19 protein-coding genes and 1 pseudogene are annotated in these 20,133 nt (G+C 65.9%); 14 read left to right on the top strand and 6 right to left on the bottom strand.

What is annotated here, in order from left to right:
* Positions 1 to 50 precede the first annotated feature (50 nt).
* Positions 51 to 173 (top strand): annotated as a pseudogene (locus KK488_RS21775) (PEPxxWA-CTERM sorting domain-containing protein); the annotation flags it as partial.
* Here the strand turns inward: KK488_RS21775 and KK488_RS05460 are convergent.
* The gene (locus KK488_RS05460) at positions 149 to 445 is read right to left on the bottom strand and encodes an SEL1-like repeat protein (RefSeq protein ID WP_214622132.1); all 297 of its coding nucleotides are present in this window, start codon (positions 443 to 445) and stop codon (positions 149 to 151) included. The pseudogene KK488_RS21775 and the gene KK488_RS05460 overlap by 25 nt on opposite strands.
* Positions 446 to 570: 125 nt before the next feature.
* Complete coding sequence (gene panC, locus KK488_RS05455; RefSeq protein ID WP_214622131.1) at positions 571 to 1,413, bottom strand: pantoate--beta-alanine ligase; 843 nt, start codon at positions 1,411 to 1,413, stop codon at positions 571 to 573.
* A gap of 110 nt (positions 1,414 to 1,523) precedes the next feature.
* On the opposite strand from panC, the gene KK488_RS05450 reads away from it, so the two are divergent.
* The 5 genes from KK488_RS05450 to KK488_RS05430 all read left to right on the top strand — a co-directional run bounded on the left by KK488_RS05450 (position 1,524) and on the right by KK488_RS05430 (position 7,907).
* Positions 1,524 to 2,327 (top strand): division plane positioning ATPase MipZ, encoded by an 804-nt coding sequence (locus KK488_RS05450; RefSeq protein ID WP_214622130.1) that lies wholly within the window; start codon positions 1,524 to 1,526, stop codon positions 2,325 to 2,327.
* Between the two features lie 4 nt (positions 2,328 to 2,331).
* Complete coding sequence (locus KK488_RS05445; RefSeq protein WP_250890102.1) at positions 2,332 to 2,757, top strand: J domain-containing protein; 426 nt, start codon at positions 2,332 to 2,334, stop codon at positions 2,755 to 2,757.
* 60 nt (positions 2,758 to 2,817) lie between these two features.
* Positions 2,818 to 4,200, top strand: coding sequence for a phosphoglucomutase/phosphomannomutase PgmG (pgmG, locus tag KK488_RS05440; protein WP_214622129.1), 1,383 nt, complete (start codon positions 2,818 to 2,820; stop codon positions 4,198 to 4,200).
* A gap of 188 nt (positions 4,201 to 4,388) precedes the next feature.
* Positions 4,389 to 6,797, top strand: a complete 2,409-nt coding sequence (locus KK488_RS05435) for a ligase-associated DNA damage response DEXH box helicase (RefSeq protein WP_214622128.1) — start codon at positions 4,389 to 4,391, stop codon at positions 6,795 to 6,797.
* Between the two features lie 57 nt (positions 6,798 to 6,854).
* Entirely contained in the window at positions 6,855 to 7,907 is a 1,053-nt protein-coding gene (locus KK488_RS05430; protein ID WP_214622127.1) for a retroviral-like aspartic protease family protein, read from the top strand.
* Here KK488_RS05430 and trhO read toward each other — a convergent pair.
* Positions 7,863 to 8,696 (bottom strand): oxygen-dependent tRNA uridine(34) hydroxylase TrhO, encoded by an 834-nt coding sequence (gene trhO / locus KK488_RS05425; RefSeq protein ID WP_250890101.1) that lies wholly within the window; start codon positions 8,694 to 8,696, stop codon positions 7,863 to 7,865. The two genes, KK488_RS05430 and trhO, sit on opposite strands and share 45 nt — an antisense overlap.
* 117 nt (positions 8,697 to 8,813) lie before the next feature.
* Between trhO and pdeM the strand changes: the two genes are divergently transcribed.
* A complete protein-coding gene (gene pdeM / locus KK488_RS05420) occupies positions 8,814 to 9,485 on the top strand; it encodes a ligase-associated DNA damage response endonuclease PdeM (protein WP_214622126.1) in 672 nt (223 codons plus the stop codon).
* Between the two features lie 152 nt (positions 9,486 to 9,637).
* Complete coding sequence (locus tag KK488_RS05415) at positions 9,638 to 12,490, top strand: TonB-dependent receptor (protein ID WP_214622125.1); 2,853 nt, start codon at positions 9,638 to 9,640, stop codon at positions 12,488 to 12,490.
* Positions 12,491 to 12,610: 120 nt separating this feature from the next.
* Here KK488_RS05415 and KK488_RS05410 read toward each other — a convergent pair whose 3' ends face one another.
* Both KK488_RS05410 and KK488_RS05405 read right to left on the bottom strand, forming a co-directional pair.
* Positions 12,611 to 13,279, bottom strand: coding sequence for an HAD family hydrolase (locus KK488_RS05410; protein ID WP_214622124.1), 669 nt, complete (start codon positions 13,277 to 13,279; stop codon positions 12,611 to 12,613).
* A complete protein-coding gene (locus KK488_RS05405; RefSeq protein ID WP_214622123.1) occupies positions 13,276 to 13,968 on the bottom strand; it encodes a YggS family pyridoxal phosphate-dependent enzyme in 693 nt (230 codons plus the stop codon). The genes KK488_RS05410 and KK488_RS05405 overlap by 4 nt, the downstream gene beginning before the upstream one ends.
* 22 nt (positions 13,969 to 13,990) lie before the next feature.
* Between KK488_RS05405 and KK488_RS05400 the strand changes: the two genes are divergently transcribed.
* The 3 genes from KK488_RS05400 to KK488_RS05390 all read left to right on the top strand — a co-directional run bounded on the left by KK488_RS05400 (position 13,991) and on the right by KK488_RS05390 (position 15,384).
* On the top strand, positions 13,991 to 14,551 hold the full coding sequence (locus KK488_RS05400; protein WP_214622122.1) for a thiamine phosphate synthase: 561 nt from the start codon (positions 13,991 to 13,993) through the stop codon (positions 14,549 to 14,551).
* The gene (locus KK488_RS05395; protein ID WP_214622121.1) at positions 14,548 to 15,090 is read left to right on the top strand and encodes a DUF6886 family protein; all 543 of its coding nucleotides are present in this window, start codon (positions 14,548 to 14,550) and stop codon (positions 15,088 to 15,090) included. Before KK488_RS05400 ends, KK488_RS05395 begins: the two co-directional genes overlap by 4 nt.
* Before the next feature lie 105 nt (positions 15,091 to 15,195).
* Positions 15,196 to 15,384 carry a Thivi_2564 family membrane protein gene (locus tag KK488_RS05390; protein ID WP_214622120.1) on the top strand — a complete coding sequence of 63 codons (189 nt, stop codon included), beginning with the start codon at positions 15,196 to 15,198 and terminating at the stop codon, positions 15,382 to 15,384.
* A 102-nt stretch (positions 15,385 to 15,486) separates the two neighbouring features.
* Here the strand turns inward: KK488_RS05390 and KK488_RS05385 are convergent, their stop codons facing one another.
* Positions 15,487 to 16,236 (bottom strand): hypothetical protein, encoded by a 750-nt coding sequence (locus KK488_RS05385; protein ID WP_214622119.1) that lies wholly within the window; start codon positions 16,234 to 16,236, stop codon positions 15,487 to 15,489.
* Positions 16,237 to 16,594: 358 nt separating this feature from the next.
* Here KK488_RS05385 and KK488_RS05380 point away from each other — a divergent pair, with 358 nt between their 5' ends.
* Genes KK488_RS05380 through lptE form a run of 3 tightly spaced genes read left to right on the top strand, consistent with a single transcriptional unit; the run spans position 16,595 to position 20,126 of the window.
* Positions 16,595 to 17,059 (top strand): DUF3576 domain-containing protein, encoded by a 465-nt coding sequence (locus tag KK488_RS05380; RefSeq protein ID WP_214622118.1) that lies wholly within the window; start codon positions 16,595 to 16,597, stop codon positions 17,057 to 17,059.
* A 47-nt stretch (positions 17,060 to 17,106) separates the two neighbouring features.
* Positions 17,107 to 19,632 carry a leucine--tRNA ligase gene (gene leuS / locus KK488_RS05375; RefSeq protein WP_214622117.1) on the top strand — a complete coding sequence of 842 codons (2,526 nt, stop codon included), beginning with the start codon at positions 17,107 to 17,109 and terminating at the stop codon, positions 19,630 to 19,632.
* The gene (gene lptE, locus KK488_RS05370; RefSeq protein WP_214622116.1) at positions 19,632 to 20,126 is read left to right on the top strand and encodes an LPS assembly lipoprotein LptE; all 495 of its coding nucleotides are present in this window, start codon (positions 19,632 to 19,634) and stop codon (positions 20,124 to 20,126) included. The genes leuS and lptE overlap by 1 nt, the downstream gene beginning before the upstream one ends.
* Positions 20,127 to 20,133 lie beyond the last annotated feature (7 nt).

Raw genomic sequence — 20,133 nt, 5'->3', positions numbered from 1 at the left:
TCGCGACGCGCTATAGCTTTGGAAGCACGGCGCTTTACCGGCTCGGTTCCGATGGGGTCCGCCCCGCCGTGCCGGAGCCGGCAAGCTGGGCGCTGCTGATCGCGGGATTTGCCATGGCCGGCGGCATGTTGCGCCGGCGGCCGGTGTATCAGGCGGCGCGACGGCTCGTCTGAACGATCCAGGCGCGGGCCTGGCGCTGGGCCTCGGCGATTTCGCGGGCGGTCATCTCTTCGGCGATTTCCGCGCGGCAGTGCTGGCCTTCCTCGCTGCCGGCCTGCGCCGCCAGATTGAACCACATATGCGCCTCGATGAGGTCGACTTCGACGCCACCCGTGCCGCAACTGAACGCCACACCCAGATCGAAACGCGCCTGCGCGTCGCCCAGAGCCGCGTCATGCTTGCGGCTCTCGATCAGAAAACGGGCACTTGCCATGCTATTCGCCACTACCAACCCCCAGCGGTTAAGTTCGTGAATGGGGGGAAATTTCCATGGCCGCCTTGAGAAATGGTTAACGCCCTTAAGAGTTTACATGGCGTGATGATCGCGCGACCCCGCGCAGGCGGCAATATTCAAGGGTTAACGGCGATATTGTCGATGAGCCGGGTGCTGCCGAGGCGGGCGGCGACAAGCAGCCGGGCGGGCCGATCGAGGCTGGCGAGCGGCGCCAGCGTGCCCACGTCGCACAGGGCGAGATAGTCGACCGAATCGAATCCGCACTCGATGAGATGTTCGGTGGCCTCGGCGATGATGTCCGCGACCGGGTTGCCGGCCATGATTGCCTCGCCGGCCATCACCAGCGTCTCGGGCAGCGCTGCCGCGATCGCGCGGGCATTGTCGCTGAGATAGGCATTGCGCGAGGAGAGGGCGAGGCCGTCATCGTCGCGCTGCGTCTCGACGCCGACGATCTCGACGTCGAGATCGAGATCACGCACCATCTGGCGGATCACGGCGAGCTGCTGGAAGTCCTTTTCGCCGAAGCAGGCGATATCGGGCCGCACCTGCCCGAACAGCTTGGCGACGACGGTCGCGACGCCGTCGAAATGGCCGGGGCGCCAGTCGCCGTCGAGCCCTTCAGAGACGCCGGCGACATGGATGCTGCTGGAGAAGCCCTGCGGATACATGACCTCGACGCTCGGCGCCCAGAGCGCGGCGACGCGGCCCGCTTCCAGCATCTGCGCATCCTGCGCCTCGCGGCGGGGATAGGCAGCGAGATCCTCCCTGGGGCCGAACTGGGTCGGATTGACGAAGATCGAAACGACCACATGCTCCGCGAGCGCCCGTGCGCGCGCGACCAGCGCCATGTGTCCGGCATGCAATGCGCCCATGGTCGGTACCATGGCGATACGGCCACCATCGGCGCGCAAGGCCGCGATGCCGGCCCGCAGCGAACGAACGTCACGGAAGATTTGCACGCCGATCACGCCTCCGATAAGGGCCGTCGCAAGGGTTCGGGCGCTGGCTTCGCCTGTCCGGGCCGAGCGGTCAAGGGGCCGCATCCAGCACAACGAGTTTCGATCGATCCATGTCCAGCGCCGCTCCGCACCTTATTGTTTTCGCCAATGAAAAGGGCGGCACTGGCAAGTCTACGACGTGCGTCCATACCGCCGTGGCCCTCGCCGCGCAGGATATCTCCGTCGCGCTGATCGATCTCGACCATCGCCAGCGGACCAGCGCGCGCTATCTCGAGAATCGCGCGGAAACGGCGCGGCGCCGCGAGATCGACCTGCCGACTCCGGCGCACCATGTCTATGCGGGCGACAGCACGCAGGGCCTCAACGAGATGATCGCGCAGGCGGCGATGAGCGCGCAGGTCGTGATCCTCGACACGCCCGGCCGCGACGATCCGATCGCCCGCTATGCCGCCGCCGCCGCCAACACGCTGGTCACGCCGATGAACGACAGCTTCGTCGACTTCGACCTGATCGGCCAGGTCGATCCGGAGAATTTCAAGGTGAAGCGCCTGAGCTTCTATTCCGAGCTGATGTGGGAGACGCGCAAGACCCGCGCCAAGGCGGACGGCACCGCGATCGACTGGGTCGTGCTACGCAACCGCCTGCATCACATGGAAGCGCGCAACCAGCGCCGGGTCGGCGAGGCGTTGACCGAACTCTCCAAGCGAGTCGGCTTCCGGGTCATTCCGGGTCTGTCGGAGCGCGTCATCTTCCGCGAGCTCTTCCCGTCGGGCCTCACCTTGCTCGACCGCGGCCAGCTCGGCGAGCTCGGCGTCAGCCACCTCGCCGCGCGACAGGAACTGCGCGAGATGATCGCGGGCCTGGCCCTGCCGATGCTGGCTGGACAGCGCGCCGCGCAGCAGAGCGCCGCCTGATCCGATGCTGCTGATCGCCGTCCTGGCCGCGATCGGCCTGTGGCTCTGGCTCGGCAAGGATCTCAAGCGTCTGCGGAAGCTTCCCGCCGCCTGGATCGGCATCGGCGGCACGCTGATCGGCACGGTGATGATGGCCAAGGGCATGCCGGTGGTGGGCGCGCTGATCGCGGCAGGATCGGGCCTGTGGCTGCGCTATGGCAGTCAGCTCATACCCGGCGCAGGAAAGCCAGCGACGCCGCGGCCCCCCATCGCGCTCAGCCGCGCGGAGGCGGCCGATGTGCTCGGCGTGGCGCCCGACGCGGATCGCGAGACCGTCCTTGCCGCCTATCGCCGCCTGATGGCGCGCAATCATCCCGATGCCGGGGGATCGGTTGGGCTCGCCGCGCGTATCAACGCCGCGCGTGATCTGCTGCTGAAATCACAAGAGTGAAGCGCCGGGAATCGCATCCAGTTTCGCACGACTTGCACGATCTTGTCCGAGGGAGCCGACATGACTCATCAATTCCACCCGACCAGCCTGCGCGAATATGACATCAGAGGGATCATCGGCGAGACGCTGGGCGAGGCGGATGCCTATGCGATCGGGCGGGGCTTCGGCACGCGGGTCGCGCGGCTGGGCGGCAGCAGGGTCGTGGTCGGCTATGACGGGCGGCTCTCCTCGCCCATTCTCGAGGCGGCGCTGGTCAAGGGGCTGAACGACAGTGGCATCCATGCCGTGCGGGTCGGCGAGGGGCCGACGCCGATGCTATATTATGCCGAGGCCGTGCTGGATGTGGATGGCGGCATCCAGATAACCGGCAGCCATAATCCCGCCAATTATAATGGCTTCAAGCTGGTCCTGCAGCATGGACCGTTTTTTGGCGCGGACATCGCCTCGCTCGGCGCCATGGCGGAGAGCGGAGACTGGGTCGAGGGATCGGCCGGCAGCGAACAAGTCGACATCATGGACCGCTACACGCGGCGGCTGGTCGAGGGGTTCGACGGCAAGGCCTTCCGCGTCGGCTGGGATGCCGGCAATGGCGCGGCCGGCCCGGCGGTCGAGAAGCTGGTCAAGCTGCTCCCCGGTGAGCATTACACGCTCTTCACCGATGTCGACGGCAATTTCCCAAATCATCATCCCGACCCTACCGAAGAGAAGAATCTGGCCGATCTGCGCAGGCTCGTCGCGGAGAAGAAGCTCGATTTCGGCGTGGCGTTCGATGGCGATGGCGACCGGATCGGCGCGATCGATGGCGAGGGGCGGATCATCTGGGGCGATCAGCTGCTCGCCATCTTTGCCGAGCCGGTGCTGAAGGACGTGCCCGGCGCCACGATTATCGCCGATGTGAAGGCCAGCCAGGCTTTGTTCGACCGCGTCGCGGCGCTCGGCGGGAAGCCGTTGATGTGGAAGACCGGCCACAGCCTCATCAAGTCCAAAATGAAGGAAACTGGCAGCCCGCTCGCTGGCGAGATGAGCGGCCATATCTTTTTCAAGCACCAATATTATGGGTATGACGATGCGCTTTATGCTGCAGTGCGGCTCATTCGTGCCGCCAGCGACCTCGGCAAGAGCGTGACGCAGCTGCGCAGCGAGATGCCGGCGATGGTCAATACGCCCGAACTGCGCTTCCAGGTCGACGAGAGTCGCAAGTTCGCCGTGATCGAGGAAGTGCTGGCGCGTCTGGCCGATTCGGGCGCGACGGTCGACGCGACCGACGGCGCGCGCGTCAACACGCCCGATGGCTGGTGGCTGCTGCGTGCCTCGAACACGCAGGATGTGCTGGTTGCCCGCGCCGAGGCCAAGGATCAGGCGGGGCTGGACCGGCTGATGGCACAAATCGACGAACAATTGGCGCTTTCCGGTCTCGAGCGAGGGCCGCAAGCGGGGCACTGAAGCCAAGCAGTTGCGTTGACAAAAGCTTAAGATGCAGAAGTTGCAATCAATTCGTCTCATTTCGCAATTGCAGAATATTAGTATGTAAGACATACAGACTGAGCCTTTCAGGCATCCTCTCCTAAAACTTCCGGGCCGTCCTTCGGGGCGGCCTTTTTTTTGGTCCGCGCGGCTGCCACATAGGGGAAATGGCGGATCTGCCTTCTCCCATCACGAACTGGTTCGCGCGCCGGGGCTGGGCGCCGCGCCGGCACCAGCTTGAGATGCTCGCGGCCGCGAAGCGGGGTGATCATGCGTTGCTGGTGGCACCGACCGGCGCGGGAAAGACGCTGGCGGGTTTCCTGCCGAACCTCGTCGATCTCATCGAAACGCCGCGCGAAGGGCTGCACAGCCTCTACATCTCGCCGCTCAAAGCCCTCGCCGTCGACGTCCAGCGCAACCTGCTGACGCCGATCGAGGAGATGGGCCTCGACATCCGCGTCGAGACACGCACCGGCGATACGCCCTCGGACCGCAAGGCACGCCAGCGCATCCGCCCGCCGCAGATGCTGCTGACCACGCCCGAATCGCTCTCGCTGCTGCTGTCCTATCCCGACGCCGAATATCTGTTCGCAGATCTCGATACGGTGATCATCGACGAGATCCATGCCTTCGCGGCCGAGAAGCGCGGCGACTTGCTCAGCCTGTCTCTGTCACGCCTGCAATCCATCCGGCCGGGGCTGCGCCGCGTCGGCCTGTCGGCTACCGTGGCCGAGCCGAATCTCTACCGGCAATGGCTCGCGCCGGCGGGGCAGGCGGACAAGGTCGCGCTGGTCGAGGGCGATCCCGGCGCGCCGCCCGACCTCTCCATCCTGATCCCCGAAGACCGTGTGCCCTGGTCGGGCCATAGCGGCGTCTATGCCGCCAAGCAGGTGATCGAGATCATCGCGGCGCACAAGATGACGCTCGTCTTCTGCAATACGCGCAGCCTCGCCGAGCTGACCTTCCAGGAGCTGTGGAGCGAGAATGACGACAATCTGCCGATCGGCATCCACCATGGCAGCCTCAGCCGCGAGGCGCGGCGCAAGGTGGAGGCGGCGATGGCGGACGGACGGCTGCGGGGCCTCGTCGCCACCGCCAGCCTCGATCTCGGCATCGACTGGGGCGACATCGACTGCGTCGTCCAGATGGGGGCACCCAAGGGCTCGTCGCGCCTGCTCCAGCGCATCGGCCGCGCCAATCACCGCATGGACGAGCCGAGCAAGGCGATCCTGATCCCGGGCAATCGCTTCGAATATCTCGAGGCGCAGGCCGCTTATGACGCGGTGATGGCCGGCGCGCGCGATGCCGAGACCTTCCGGCCCGGCGCGCGCGACGTCCTCGCCCAGCATATCATGGCGCTGGCCTGTGCGGGGCCGATCGACCCCGAGCAGTTCCTCGCCGAAGTGACCAGCGCGACGCCCTATGCCTGGCTGGACCGCGTCCAGCTCGACGACATGTTCCGGTTCGTCTCGACCGGCGGCTATGCCCTGCGAGCCTATGACCGGTTCCAGCGGCTGGTGCAGGAGCGGGATGGCCACTGGCGCCTCGCCCATCCGCGCTTCGCCCAGCAGCACCGCATCAACGCCGGCATCATCGTCGATCAGCCGGCAGTCGACATCCGTTTCCTGAACGGCCGCAAGCTCGGCACGGTCGAGGAAGCGTTCGCCGCGACGCTCTCGCCCGGCGATCGGTTCTTCTTCTCCGGCATGTCGCTGGAGCTGCTCCGCCAGACCGAGGCCGAGATCATCGTCAAGGCCAGCACCAGGTCGGCGCAGATCCCGAGCTGGGGCGGCACGCGCATGGCCATGTCGACGCATCTCGCCGGCCGCGTGCGCCAGTTCCTGGCCGATCCCTCGCAATGGCATCGCTTTCCTCACGACGTGCACGAATGGCTGGCGATGCAGCAGCTCCGCTCGGTGCTGCCGCGGCCGGATCAGCTCCTGATCGAGACCTTCCCGCACGAGGGGCTGCATTATATGGTCGCCTACAGCTTTGAGGGCTGGAATGCGCACCAGTCGCTCGGCATGCTGCTGACGCGGCGCATGGAGGAGCGCGGCCTCAAGCCGATCGGCTTCGTCTCCAACGACTATGCACTCGCCGTCTATAGCCTGGAGCCGGTGCGCGATCCGGCGGCGCTCTTCTCAGCCGACATTCTCGATCACGAGTTCATCGCCTGGGTCGAGGAATCGAGCTTGCTGAAGCGCGCCTTTCGCGATGTCGCCGTCATCTCCGGCCTGATCGAGCGGCAGCGGCCCGGCACCCGCAAGACCGGGCGCCAGGTGAGCTTCTCGACCGATCTCATCTATGACGTGCTGCGCCGCTACGAGCCGGATCATCTGCTGCTCAAGGCGGCCTGGGCGGATGCCCGCGCGCGCATGACCGATGTCGGCCGGCTGGGCGAGCTTCTCGATCGCGCGGCAGAGACAATGCTTCACGTGCCTTTGCAGCGGGTCAGCCCGCTGGCGGTGCCGGTGCTGATCATGATCGGGCGCGAACAGGTCGCCAGGCAGGAGACGGACGATGCCCTGCTGATCGAGGCGGAGGCGCTGGCCCGGCTGGCCATGACGCCCGATTGAGGCTTTTGCATGCACGCCGGGACGTGATATTATCACGGCCTATGGAGAGGTAGGCATATGCTGCTCAAGAACCGTCTCATGATGACCGCGCTCGCCGCAATGGCGCTGGCCGGCCCGGCATTCGCCCAGGAAAATCGTGCGACAGACGCGCCCGGCGCGCCGGATGGCAAATTCGTCATCACGCCGAACCTGCCTAACGAGACGCCCGATCCCGCGCGGTTCCAGCTCACCGATCAGTTCGTCCCGATCAGCAAGGATCAGGCGGATCGCATGACCATGCCGGTGCGGATCGGCACCAGTGGCACCTATGATTTCGTGATCGACACCGGATCGCAGCGCACGATCGTCGCCAAGGAGATTGCCCAGCGGCTCGCCCTGCCTGTGCTTTCGCCGGTCGAGATCGTGAGCATGGCCGGACGCGTCACGGTCGACACGGTGAAGCTGGACGGTCTGACCTTCGGCGATCATGCCGTCGATAATCTCGACGCGCTCAGCATCGCGCATAATGATCTCGGGGGTGCCGGCATAATCGGGCTGGACAGCCTCAAGGGCAAACGTCTCACCATGGACTTCCAGCGGCGCAAGATGGACGTCGGCAGGAGCAGACGGGGGAGCGACCGCAACGATGCCAACACCATCGTCGTGGAGGCGCGCAGCAAGTTCGGCCAGCTCATCCTCGTCGATTCGAAGATCGACGGGCGAAGGGTCAATGTCATTCTCGACACCGGCGCTGAACTCAGCGTCGGCAATATGGCCCTGTTCAACAATCTCAAGCTCAAGAAGCTGGTGATTCCGCCGCAGCCCACGACGCTGACCAGCGTCACCGGCATCACCGTGCCGGCCCAGTTCACCGTCGTGCGGCGCATCACCATCGGCGCGGTGACGCTCGACAATGTGCCGATGGTATTCCTGGACGCGGCGCCCTTCGACGAGCTGGGCCTGGGCGACAAGCCGGCGATGCTGCTTGGCATGCGTATGCTGCGCCTGTTCGATCAGGTCGCGATCGATTTTGGCAACCGCCGGGTCGACTTCCACATGAAGGATGCAGCGCAGGCGGCCGGGGCGTCACGCTTCGCCAGCCTCGACGCAGGGGCCGCAACCTTCCGCTGAGGCCGCGACCGGCTGGCCGCAGCGCGGGCAGAGCGAGGCCGCGCCGGTCCGTTCGCCATGGGTGATGGCGATCCGCTCGTCGAACAGGAAGCATTCGCCCTGCCAGAGGCTGTCGCGCTCCTCGATCTGCGCCAGATAGGCGAGGATGCCGCCGTCGAGATGATAGACCTCTTCGAAGCCGCGCGCGCGGGCCAGGGCGGTCGACTTCTCGCAGCGTATGCCGCCGGTGCAATACATGGCGAGGCGCGGTGTGCGCCCCTCGGCGCGCCATTGTTCGACCTGGGCATCGAACCAGGCGGGGAAATCGCCGAAGCTCGCGGTCTGCGGATCGATCGCGCCCGCGAACGCGCCGATCGCCACTTCATAGTCGTTGCGCGCATCGATCAGGATCGTGTCGGGATCACTGATCAGCGCATTCCACTCTTCGGGCGGGACATGGATCCCGGCGGCGCTCGCATCGATGTCGGCAACGCCCATCGTCACGATCTCGGGCTTTACCTTTACCTTCCAGCGCGCAAACGGAAGGCGCTCGGCGTCGTGACACCGCGCCGAAAGGGTCGCGAAACCGGGCACGGCACGCAGACGAGCCAGCGCGGCGTCCATCGCCTCGGGCGCGCCGGCAATCGTTCCGTTCATGCCCTCGGTGGCGAGGATGATCGAGCCGACGAGGCCGTGCCCGGCGCCGAACGCGCGTAACTCCAGCGCGAGGGCCGCAGGATCGGGAATCGGTGCGAAGGTGTAGAAGGCGGCAACGCGGACAGCGGGCGGAAGCAAGGGCATGATCGGCATCTAAGCCTTCCGCTCTCAAAATAGAACCGCCCGGACTTTGTTTTGAAGAGGAACGAGTTCTCTCTTTGTTCGAGTTTCCGATTGAAAGGCGCTCGCCCCCGGCGCATAGCTAAGACCATGCGGTCCCCGCCCTCCTTCCCCTTTGCCGGCCAGAGCTGGTACGCGCTGCCGCAAGGGGCGCTGGTCTGGCGCGAGCGGGCGGCGTTGATCGTGGCCGACCTGCATTTCGAGAAGGCCAGTGCCTATGCCCGGCGCGGGCAGATGCTGCCGCCCTATGACAGCCAGGTCACGCTCGACGGGCTGGAAGCGCTGGTCGATCTCCTCGCCCCGCGTGAGATCTGGTGCCTGGGCGACAGTTTCCACGACGGTCACGCCGCCGATCGTATGGACGCGGTCACGCGCGCGCGCCTCGCTCGCCTCACCGCCCGCTGCCGCTGGACCTGGATCACCGGCAATCACGATCCCGCGCCGGCACCCGGCCTGGGTGGCGAAACGATCGACGAAGCGCATATCGACGGCGTCATCCTGCGCCACGAAGCACGCGCTGGTGAAATCCAGCCCGAAATCTCCGGCCATTTTCATCCCAAATGGCGGCTCAGCTTGCGTGGCCGATCGGTCTCGCGGCGCTGCTTCGTGATGGGCGAGCGCAAGCTCATCATCCCCGCCTTCGGGGCGCTGACCGGCGGGCTTGACGCTGCGGCAGCGCCGATCCGTGCGCTGATCGGCCATGGTGGCGAAGCGCTCGTCCCTCTTTCCGATCGCCTCCTGCGCTTCGCCGTGCCTGCCTGACGACGAGTCGAATATGGTGTAACAAGGATGCAACAGGCAGCCGGCCGGCGTATGAAAGGGGATTTCCAGCCGGATTTAGCCTCGCTTATACTGAGGGCAGTTGCGGCGTTACATCGCCCAAAAGATATATCACAATCGAGAGGAGACACCCGATGCGCAGGCCCTCCATTTTCGCTTCGGCCAGCCTTGCGGCCCTGCTGTGCGCGCTGACCGCGCCGGCCCTGGCCCAGGACGCGCCAGCGGCCGCTGATGCCGTTACCGACACTGGCGAGAATGCGGGCGACATCATCGTCACCGCGACCCGCCGCGCCAGCCCGCTTTCCGACGTGCCGATCGCCGTCTCGGCGGTCACGTCGGCCTCCATGCAGAACAGCGGTGCCAACGACATCCGTCAGCTCAATCAACTCGCGCCGTCGCTGCTCGTTTCCTCGACCGGATCGGAAGCCAATGGCACCGCGCGCATCCGCGGCATCGGCACCGTCGGCGACAATCCGGGTCTGGAAAGCTCGGTCTCGGTGTTCATCGATGGCGTCTATCGCTCGCGCACCGGCGCCGGCCTTACCGACCTGGGCGAGATCGAGCGCGTCGAGGTCTTGCGCGGACCGCAGGGCACGTTGTTCGGCCGCAACAGCTCGGCCGGCCTCCTCAACATCGTCAGCAAGTCGCCGAGCTTCACTTTGGGTGGCAGCGGCGAGATCAGCTACGGCAATTATGATTACTGGCGCGCCGCCGCCCGCATCACCGGCCCGATCAGCAAGACGATCGCGGCGAGCATTGAGGGCGTCTATTCCAAGCGTGACGGCTTCCTCAAGATCGTCGACGCCAGCGGCAACCAGACCGGCGACACCAATGATCGCAATCGCTACTTCATCCGAGGACAGCTGCTGTTCGAGCCGACCAGCGAGCTGTCGGTCCGCATCATCGGCGACTATACCAACCGCGACGAGAGCTGCTGCGGCGCGGTGTATATCGACACGGGCGAAGAGACCGGCACCAGCCCCACCAACTATACCCAGAGCGCCACGAACCGCATCGTCACGATCCTCTCCGCGCTCGGCACGAAATTCCCCAACGGCGCGACGCCCTACACGCAGGACCCCTATAATCGCGCGATCAGCATCACGCCGGGCCGCAACTATGTCAGCGATCTCAAGGACTGGGGCCTGTCCGGCGAGATCAATTATGACATGGGCGGCGCCAAGCTGACCAGCATCACCGCCTATCGCGACTACAAGTCGGCCGACTATGGCGATTATGATTATTCGACCGCGGACCTGCTCTATCGCGATCCCAACACCTATCGCCAGTTCAAGACCTTCACCCAGGAGCTGCGGCTGCAGGGCTCGGCCTTTGCCGACAAGCTCGACTGGCTGATCGGCGGCTATTATGCGCACGAGGATCTGACCCTGCGCGACAATATCCGCTTTGGCGCCGATTATGGCCGGTTCGCGGCTTGCCGCCTGATGGCGGGTGCCGGCAATACCAGCAATCTGCCGGCCGCCAATCTGGCGTTGTGCGCGGCGCCGATCGACGCCAATCCCCTGACGCCCGATATCGGCAATCTGATCGCGGGCACACAGGCCAATCTCAATGCCGGCCTGACCCAGGCCTTCCTCAATGCCGGTCTGCCGCTGGCAACGGCGCAGGCACAGGCGGGTGCGATTTCGGGTGGGCTCGGTGGCGGTCTGCGAGCGCTCACCAACATTCCCTCGGGCTCTGGAGACACCGACTCGCGCTATTTCCAGAAGAGCGAGAATTGGGCGCTCTTTACGCACAACATCGTGCATCTGACCGACAAGATCGATCTGACCATCGGTCTGCGCTACACGCATGAGCGCAAGCGGTTCTCGGCGGCGCTCAACAACAACAATGCGACCTGCGCCGCGCTCCAGCCGCAGCTCGCCGGCATCGCCACCAACGCCCAGCTCGGTAGCGCCGCGCAGCTTGCCCAAGGCATCCTGACGCTCGCCTGCCTCGGCAATGCCAGCACCAGCCTCAACAGCCTCAATCTGCAGAACACCTATAGCGACGGCAAATTGTCCGGCACCGGTGTCCTCTCCTACAAACCGGTCCCGAGCCTGATGGTCTATGGCAGCTACTCGCGCGGCTACAAGGCGGGCGGCTATAATCTCGACCGGTTCGAGCTCGGCAATACCGGCATCGGCACGGCGATCTCGCCGATCACCTATTTCTCGCCGCGCACCAATGCGGACGCGGCCTCGCTGCTGTTCGGCCCCGAAACGGTCAATGCCTTTGAAGTGGGCCTCAAGGTCAACAAGCGACAATGGGGCGTTAATATCGCGGCCTTCCTGCAGGAGTTCAGCAACTTCCAGCTCAACACCTTCAACGGCACCAGCTTCGTCGTGCAGAATATCCAGGGCTGCAAGACGACGCTCGCCGCCAACGGCACCTGCTCGGACACCAAGGCGGGTCTCACCAGCAAGGGTGTCGAGCTCGAGGCCTATATCGCGCCGACGCGCTATTTCCACGCCACGGCCGGTGTCACCTATGCCAAGACCCGCTTCGCCGGGACGTTGGTAGGCAGCGCCGACGGGCAGACGCCGCTCGATCCCGCCCTGTTCCTGCTGCCGGGCAGCGACAACAGCAATGCGCCGCGCTGGGTCGCCACCGCGAGCGTGACCTGGACGCCGCCGCTCAACAGCGCCGGCTGGACCGGCCTCGTCTATGTCGATAACCGCATCACCGACGACTACAACACCGGCTCGGATCTCTATCCGGAGAAGCGCCAGGACGGCTACGTCGTCACCAATGCCCGCATCGGCATTCGCGGCCCTGACCAGAAGTGGGGCATCGAGCTGTGGGGGCAGAATATCTTCAACAGCAACTACACGCAGGTCGCCTTCAACAGCCCGCTGCAGAGCAGCAGCCCGAACAACCAGTCGACCGCGCAGCTCGGCCGGTTCGGGACGATGTCGAACCAGCTCTTCTCGGCCTATCTCGCCGAGCCGCGGACTTACGGCATCACGGTGCGCGGGAAGTTCTGATCGCTAGAATATAGCCCCTCCTCTTTAGAGGAGGGGTTGGGGTGGTGCTTCGAGCTTGCCTGCTTGCGCATGGAGGAAGCGTCGTACCCCACCCCAACCCCTCCCCTGAAGGGGAGGGGCTTATTGATGTAGCCTCAAATGCGCGGACAGTTCGGCGTAGCTGTCGAACACGCCTTCGACGCCCTCCGCTCGCAGTGCGGCGGTCAGGCTCGGGCGGGCATGGCTGCCGGCCGCCAGACCGAAGACACGCGCACCCGCTGCCAGCGCGGCCCGGGCGCCGATCGGCGAATCCTCGATGACCACGCATCGGGCCGGGGCCACGCCGAGCGCCGCGGCGGCATGCAAATAAAGATCGGGAAAGGGCTTGCCGCGCGTCACATGCTCGCGGCCCGAATAGATATGGTCGCCAAAATGATGGGCGAGCGCGAAGGCGTCGAGATGATGGCGAATGAAGGCGCTGGCATTGGATGACGCGATGCCGCGCGGAAGATGGGCGCTGCGCGCGAGAAAGGCGTCCAGCCCGGCGACCGGTGGGATCGGTGCGAGAAAATGGACGTGCGTCTCCGCTTCGATCCGCTCCGCGATGTCGGCAGGCACGAGAGCGCCCCATTGGGCATGGATCGAGGCGAGCGAATCCGCGCGATTGCGGCCAAGGTAGCGCTCATGCGCTTCTTCCGGGCTGGTTGGCAGGCCCATGCCGGTCAGCGCCCGGCTGAAAAGCGCGCAGGAGACCATCTCGCTATCCGCGATCACGCCGTCGAAATCGAAGATGATCGCGTCCGGGCTCATTCCATCGCGCGCGGGCGCGCTCCGAACAGCGCCGTGCCGACGCGGACATGGGTCGCGCCCAGCATGATCGCCGTCTCATAGTCACCGGACATGCCCATCGATCGTCCGGGCAGGCCATGATCGCGCGCCAGCTTGTCGAGCAGGGCGAAATAGGGTGCGGGTTCGACATCAGCGGGTGGCACGCACATCAGGCCGACGACCGGCAGACCCGCATCGCGCGCCTGCGCCAGCAACGCCGGCAGATCGGCGATCGCGCAGCCGCCCTTCTGGTCTTCCGCGCCGATATTGACCTGGATGAAGCAGTCGGGCCGGCGGCCGATCTTGGCCATCGCCTTCGCCAGCGCTTCGACGAGCGAGGAGCGGTCGAGCGAATGGATCGCGTCGAACAAAGCGACGGCATCCTCGGCCTTGTTGGACTGGAGCTGGCCGACCAGATGCAGCGCGATGCCGGGATGCGCGGCCCTGAGCGCCGGCCATTTCGCCTGCGCCTCCTGCACGCGATTCTCGCCGAAGACGCGCTGGCCGGCGGCGATCAGCGGCGCGATCGCCTCGGCGTCGTGCGTCTTGCTGATCGCGATCAACTCCACGGATCCGGCCGGGCGGCGCGCGACCTGCTCGGCCCGCGCAATGCCGTCCCGCACGGCTGTCAGGCGCTCGGCCGCCGCCATCTCGTCGCTATCCCCGTTCATCGGCGCCGCTATAAGAGGCGCCATGCACCAAGGCCAAGGCAAATTGCGACGGCGCGTCCCGACCGTCTGGCTGATGACCGATGCGCGCATCCCGGACGCGGACCTGCTGCACGCAGCGCGCCGCCTGCCGCGCGGCGCGGCGATCGTCGTGCGCCACTACCGGCGGGATGTGGCGGGGCGACGAGCCTTGTTCGACGGGCTGCGTGCCGTCGTCGGGCGCCGATGCCGCCTGTTGCTGGCCGGATCGCCGGAGCAGGCGCGCGCATGGGGCGCCGACGGGCATCATGGTCCGATACCGGCGCGCCGGGCCGGGCCGTGGCTTCACAGCGCGTCTGTGCATGACCATCATGAACTTCTCGCCGCCTTCCGCGCCGGCGCCGATGCCATACTAATCTCGCCCCTGTTCGCCACGCGCTCGCATCCCGGAGGGCGACCGCTTGGCCCCGTCCGCTTTGCTGCCCTGGCACGCCGGTCGTCCGTACCGGTGATCGCCCTGGGCGGCGTGTGCCCGCGTCATGCCGGTCTGGTGCGGCGGCTCGGCGCGACAGGGTTCGCAGCGATCGACGGGCTTGTGACGCGGTGAAGCCGGCACTCTTCCACTTCAGCGAGGATGGCAAGATCGCGCGTTTCACGCCGCGCGGCGTGGCCGTGCCGACAAAGCGCGCGCCGGGCATGGCGTGGCTCAACGGGCCACTGGTCTGGGCGATCGACGACTGGCATCAGCCCTTGTATCTCTTCCCGCGCGAGTGTCCGCGCATTCTCGCCTGGCCGACCGATGCGACGGATGGGGATGCGCGCGCACGATTCTGGCCGGATGCGGACCGGCGCATGATCGCCTGGGTAGAGGCGGGCTGGATGGCGCGAATCGCGCGCGCCACGATCCATCGTTATGCCTTGCCGGCCGTGACGTTTGAAGCGCTCGACGATGCCGGCATGTGGGTCTCGCGTGCGCTGGCCGTGCCGGACCGGGTCGATGCGCTGGACGACCTGCCGGCGCGGCTGGCCGCCTGCGATGTCGATCTACGCCCGGTCGCCGACCTGCGCGCACTGGCGCCCCTGTGGGGCTCGGGCCTGCATGTCAGCGGCCTCCGGCTGCGCAATGCCCCCCATGGTTGGCCATGACCCGACTCATTTGCTTCATGCGGAACCTTAACGAGCCGTAGGTCGTTTTTGCGACAGGACTCACCCGAGTCTCAACGATCCTGCAAGCTCTCAGGGAGAGAAGCGATGTCGCTGCTCAATATCGTCATCATCCTCATCGTCGTCGGCGTGCTGCTCTGGCTGGTGAACAATTATATTCCGATGGACGGCAAGATTCGCAGCATCCTGAACGCGGTTGTCGTGATCGTCGTGGTTCTCTGGCTGCTGCAGGCGTTCGGGCTGCTGGGGTCGCTCGGCGGCGTCCACGTCGGTTAGCGGCGAGGCGTTTTCCGGAAGAGATTGCGTGCCCTCGTGAAAACGCGGGCACGCATCACTTTGCGCGCTCAATGCGCCCTATCAGCCGATGATCGGCTCAAATCAGAATTTGAAGGTGGTGCCGACGTAAACTGCCTGGCTATCCCGCGTCTGATCGGTCAGCGCCGGGGCAAGGCGATTGCCGGGCCCCTTGTACCGCACGCCCGCCTGGACGTTCAGGTTACGGGTCAGCGAATAGCTGCTCGACAGATCCACGCCATAGCGCTGCTCTGCGCCGAGCGTCTGCGGCGAGGCTTCCGTCGGCGAAGCGGCGGTCGCTTCCTCGCGCTGAAGCTGGAGATTGGCCGAGAAGCGATCCTTCTTCGGGTGCAGCGTATAGCTCGGCACCGGCTCGACGATCTTGCCCTCGATCGGCGGATCGGGCTGCATCGCTTCGGCGCGCGCACCGGTCGAGAACTGCGCAAGACCCTTGGTCACGCCCAGACGATAACCGACCGGCGCTACGCCGAGATTGGGCAGCACGCGCTCATTCGCGCCATTGGCAGCGGGCAGGCCCGGCGCACGGACCAGAATGGTCAGCGAGCGGCCGTTGATCGAGCCGCTGGTCGGCGTGAAGCGGAAGCCCCGGCTCTGCGATTCGCGCGCTGCCTTGGCATAGGCCTTGGCGAGGCGATCGTCACTGGTGACGGGCGTGAAGGAGCCGATCGAACCCAGCATGTCGAGAGAAACCGGCGAAGCGACGTGCTTGGGCGAGATCGCTCCGAGAACGGCCGCGAGGGACGGCGAGAGCGCAAGCGAACCCGTGGCGGCCACCGCCGCCAGCATCGCAATCTTGCTCTTCGTCACACGCACTTCAACGACTCCCGAGTCCGACTCTTCGAGTGGAACATCCTATATCATGAGGAAAACAACGAATGCCAGCGCAGCCAACAAATTGCCCCGAGGCGTGACCATTTATCCACAGTCGCGACCAGACTCGACAGGCGTCGATCCCCTCCGGGGCGGCTCTTGCGATGTTGCTCATGGGGAATCAACCCCCGGAGCGACGGATCGTTGCGAAATTACGGATGGGCAAAAACGGATGCCTCTGTCGACAACTTCCCGAGAAGGTCGCGCCAGAAACCGCCACTTGTGCGCGGGACATCGTCCACTATAGAGGCTGATCGACAGGGAGCCCGGCTGCAGACCGGAAGCACAGGAACGGAACGACATGCTTCTCGACGGACGACTGACACTCAAGCGCGGCCTCGCGAGCGGATTGACGCTGGCGCTTTGCTGCGGCCTGCTCGCGTCCTGCGCCAGCCAGAAGAAGCGGCCGCGGGCTGACCTCGCCGCATCGAAAGTGACGAACATCGGTGTGAACGGCTATCTCTGGCGGGCGAGCCTCGACACGGTGTCGTTCATGCCGCTGCTCCAGACCGATTCGAACGGCGGGATCATCATCACCGACTGGTACATCAATCCGAGCGCGCAGAACGAGCGGATGAAGCTTACCGTCACGATCCTCGACCAGGATCTGCGCGCTGATGCGCTTCGCGTCGCGGCCAGCCGCCAGACGCTGCAGAATGGCCAATGGATCGACGCCCCCGTGCAGGCGGCGACGACCCAGAAGCTGGAAGAGATCATCCTGACCCGGGCCCGTGATCTGCGCCGACGCGCGATCAACGGCGGCTGAGCGGTCGCGCCCGGCATGCGACCGGGCAGAAGACATAGAGGCAAGACGTGAGCGACAGACGCTTCAATCCCGCATCGGCAGACGCCCGCTGGCAGGCCGTGTGGGACGACCGCCAGAGCTTCAAGGCGGGCTCCCGTCCCGGCGCGAAGAAGAGCTATGTGTTGGAGATGTTCCCCTATCCCTCGGGGCGGCTCCACATGGGCCATGTTCGCAACTACACGATGGGCGACGTGTTCGCCCGCTTCCGCCGCATGCAGGGCGACGACGTGCTGCACCCGATGGGCTGGGACAGCTTCGGCATGCCCGCCGAGAATGCGGCGATGGAGAAGGGCGTGCATCCCGGCGAGTGGACGCGCGCCAATATCCGCTCGATGAAGGCGCAGTTCGCCAAGCTCGGCCTCGCGCTTGACTGGAGCCGCGAAGTCTCGACCTGCGAGCCGGACTATTACGGCCACGAGCAGGCGCTGTTCATCGATCTCTACGAGGCCGGCCTCGTCTATCGCAAGGAAAGCGCGGTCAACTGGGATCCGGTCGACATGACCGTGCTCGCCAACGAGCAGGTGGTCGACGGGCGCGGCTGGCGCTCGGGTGCGCTGGTCGAGAAGCGCAAGCTCTCGCAATGGTTCCTCAAGATCACCGACTTCGCCGACGATCTGCTGGACGGGCTGGGCACGCTCGACCAGTGGCCGGACAAGGTGCGGCTGATGCAGGAGAACTGGATCGGCAAGTCGCAGGGCCTGCAGTTCAGCTTCGCGCTGTCGCAGGCGGTCGAGGACATTGACCGCCTCGACGTCTTCTCGACCCGGCCGGACACCATCTTCGGCGCGAGCTTCGCGGCGATCGCGGCGGACCATCCGATCGCGCTGGCGCTGGCGCAGGACAATCCGCAGCTCGCCGCCTTCGCCGAGGAATGCCGGCGCACCGGCACCGCCGCGGCGGAAGTCGAGACGCAGGAAAAGAAGGGCTACGACACCGGCCTGTCGGTGGTCCATCCCTTCGATCCGGACTGGAAGCTGCCCCTGTTCGTCGCGAACTTCGTGCTGATGGACTACGGCACCGGCGCGGTCATGGGCGTGCCGGGGCACGATCAGCGCGACCTCGATTTCGCGCGCAAATATATGCTCCCCGTGGAGCGCGTGGTCGCGGCCGGCGGCGACGAGGCCAAGCCGATCCATGACGAGGCCTATGTCGGCCCCGGTAAACTGGTCAATTCGCGCTTCCTCGACGGCATGACCGTGGACGCCGCCAAGGCCGAGGTGATCGCGCGCGCCGAGGCGGGCAAGTGGGGCAAGGGCACCACCGTCTGGCGCCTGCGCGACTGGGGCGTCTCGCGCCAGCGCTACTGGGGCACGCCGATCCCGTTCATCCATTGCGCCACCGACGGCGTCGTGCCGGTGCCCAAGGAGCAGCTTCCCGTCGTGCTGCCCGACGATGTCAGCTTCGACATTCCCGGCAATCCGCTCGATCGACACCCGACATGGAAGCATGTCGATTGCCCGAAATGCGGCAGGCCGGCGGTGCGCGAGACCGACACGCTCGACACGTTCGTCGATTCGAGCTGGTATTTCATCCGCTTCGCTAGCCAGCCCGGGGACAAGCCGTTCGATCGCGAGGAAGCCGAGAGCTGGCTGCCGGTCGGCCAATATATCGGCGGCGTCGAGCATGCGATCCTGCACCTGCTCTATGCCCGCTTCTGGACGCGCGCCCTCAACCGCATCCAGAAGATCGGCGTGACCGAGCCGTTCGAAAGCCTGTTCACGCAGGGCATGGTGACGCACGAGACCTATCAGGCGCCGGACGGCCGCTGGTTGTCGCCCGAAGAGGTGGTGCGGCGCGAGGACGCCTATTTCGTCGACGGCACCGGCGAGCCGGTCAGCCTCGGCCGCGTCGTCAAGATGTCCAAGTCCAAGAAGAATGTCGTGGACCCGGATGAGATCATCGCGCGTTATGGCGCCGATGCCGTGCGCTGGTTCATGCTGTCCGACAGCCCGCCCGAACGCGACCTGCCCTGGAGTGAGGCCGGTATCGAGGGCGCGTGGCGCTTCGTCAATCGCCTGTATCGCATGTTCGGCCAGGTCAGCGAGCGCGGCGACGGCGGATCGGACATCGCGCTGGAGCGCAAGCTGCACCAGACCGTGGCCGGGATCGCCAAGGACGTCGAGGCGCTTGCCTTCAACAAGGCGGTGGCCAAGATCTACGAGCTGGCCAATGCCATCGAGAAGGCACAGCCCAGCGCCAGCAAGGCCAACGCGATCCGCGCCATGGCGCTGCTGGTCGCGCCGATGACGCCGCATCTGGCCGAGGAAGCCTGGGCCGAGATGGGCGAAACCGGCCTGATCGCCGACGCCATGTGGCCGCCCGTCGATCCGGCCTTGCTCGTCGAGGATGAAGTGACCATTGCCGTGCAGGTGCAAGGCAAACTGCGCGACACGCTGACCGTGCCCAAGGGCACCGACAAGGCCACGCTGGAGAGCCTCGCGCTCGCCGCCCCCAATGTCGCGCGCACGCTGGACGGGGCAATGCCGAAGAAGATCATCGTCGTGCCCGATCGCCTGGTCAATCTGGTCATCTGATGCGCCGCGCCGCCTTGCCCGCCTTGTCCCTCGCGCTGCTCGCCAGCCTGTCCGGCTGTGGCCTCCAGCCGCTCTATGGCGGCGGGCGCAACGGCGCGGCGGCGAAGGCGCTGGCCGGCATCAAGGTCGCCCCGATCACCGGCAAGCAGGGCTGGCTGATGCGCAATGCGCTCAACGACCGGCTCGCCAGCATGGGCCAGGGCACGCCGCGCTACACGCTCAAGGTTCAGCTCGACGACAAGATCGAGGGGCTGGGCGTGCGCGCCGACGACACTGTCACGCGCGAGCGACGGACGCTGCGCGCACGCTACCAGCTGATCGACAGCACGGACGGCGCCACCCTGCTCGACGAGACGACCGGCTGGGATGCGGGCATCGACGTCACGTCCAGCGAATATGCAACGGTCGCGGCCGAGGACACCGCACTCGAGCGCCTGACCGAGATCATCGCCGACCGCATCCTGGCGCGCGTGGCGCTCGGCGCGCAGAATTGAGCGGGCG

The organism is Sphingobium nicotianae, from assembly GCF_018603885.1.
GTDB classification, from domain to species: Bacteria; Pseudomonadota; Alphaproteobacteria; order Sphingomonadales; family Sphingomonadaceae; genus Sphingobium; species Sphingobium nicotianae.
The sequence above is the reverse complement of the archived record's forward strand: the minus strand, read 5'-3'. Positions and strand labels throughout refer to the sequence as shown.

Excerpts from the sequence above, each read along its gene's own strand:
- trhO (WP_250890101.1), bottom strand. The coding sequence starts at position 8,696 with ATGCCGATCATGCCCTTGCTTCCGCCCGCTGTCCGCGTTGCCGCCTTC.
- KK488_RS05405 (WP_214622123.1), bottom strand. The coding sequence starts at position 13,968 with ATGAACGGGGATAGCGACGAGATGGCGGCGGCCGAGCGCCTGACAGCC.
- lptE (WP_214622116.1), top strand. The coding sequence starts at position 19,632 with ATGCGCCGCGCCGCCTTGCCCGCCTTGTCCCTCGCGCTGCTCGCCAGC.
- KK488_RS05415 (WP_214622125.1), top strand. The coding sequence starts at position 9,638 with ATGCGCAGGCCCTCCATTTTCGCTTCGGCCAGCCTTGCGGCCCTGCTG.
- pgmG (WP_214622129.1), top strand. The coding sequence starts at position 2,818 with ATGACTCATCAATTCCACCCGACCAGCCTGCGCGAATATGACATCAGA.
- KK488_RS05410 (WP_214622124.1), bottom strand. The coding sequence starts at position 13,279 with ATGAGCCCGGACGCGATCATCTTCGATTTCGACGGCGTGATCGCGGAT.
- KK488_RS05380 (WP_214622118.1), top strand. The coding sequence starts at position 16,595 with ATGCTTCTCGACGGACGACTGACACTCAAGCGCGGCCTCGCGAGCGGA.
- KK488_RS05390 (WP_214622120.1), top strand. The coding sequence starts at position 15,196 with ATGTCGCTGCTCAATATCGTCATCATCCTCATCGTCGTCGGCGTGCTG.
- KK488_RS05445 (WP_250890102.1), top strand. The coding sequence starts at position 2,332 with ATGCTGCTGATCGCCGTCCTGGCCGCGATCGGCCTGTGGCTCTGGCTC.
- KK488_RS05430 (WP_214622127.1), top strand. The coding sequence starts at position 6,855 with ATGCTGCTCAAGAACCGTCTCATGATGACCGCGCTCGCCGCAATGGCG.
- KK488_RS05435 (WP_214622128.1), top strand. The coding sequence starts at position 4,389 with ATGGCGGATCTGCCTTCTCCCATCACGAACTGGTTCGCGCGCCGGGGC.
- pdeM (WP_214622126.1), top strand. The coding sequence starts at position 8,814 with ATGCGGTCCCCGCCCTCCTTCCCCTTTGCCGGCCAGAGCTGGTACGCG.
- KK488_RS05450 (WP_214622130.1), top strand. The coding sequence starts at position 1,524 with ATGTCCAGCGCCGCTCCGCACCTTATTGTTTTCGCCAATGAAAAGGGC.
- KK488_RS05400 (WP_214622122.1), top strand. The coding sequence starts at position 13,991 with ATGCACCAAGGCCAAGGCAAATTGCGACGGCGCGTCCCGACCGTCTGG.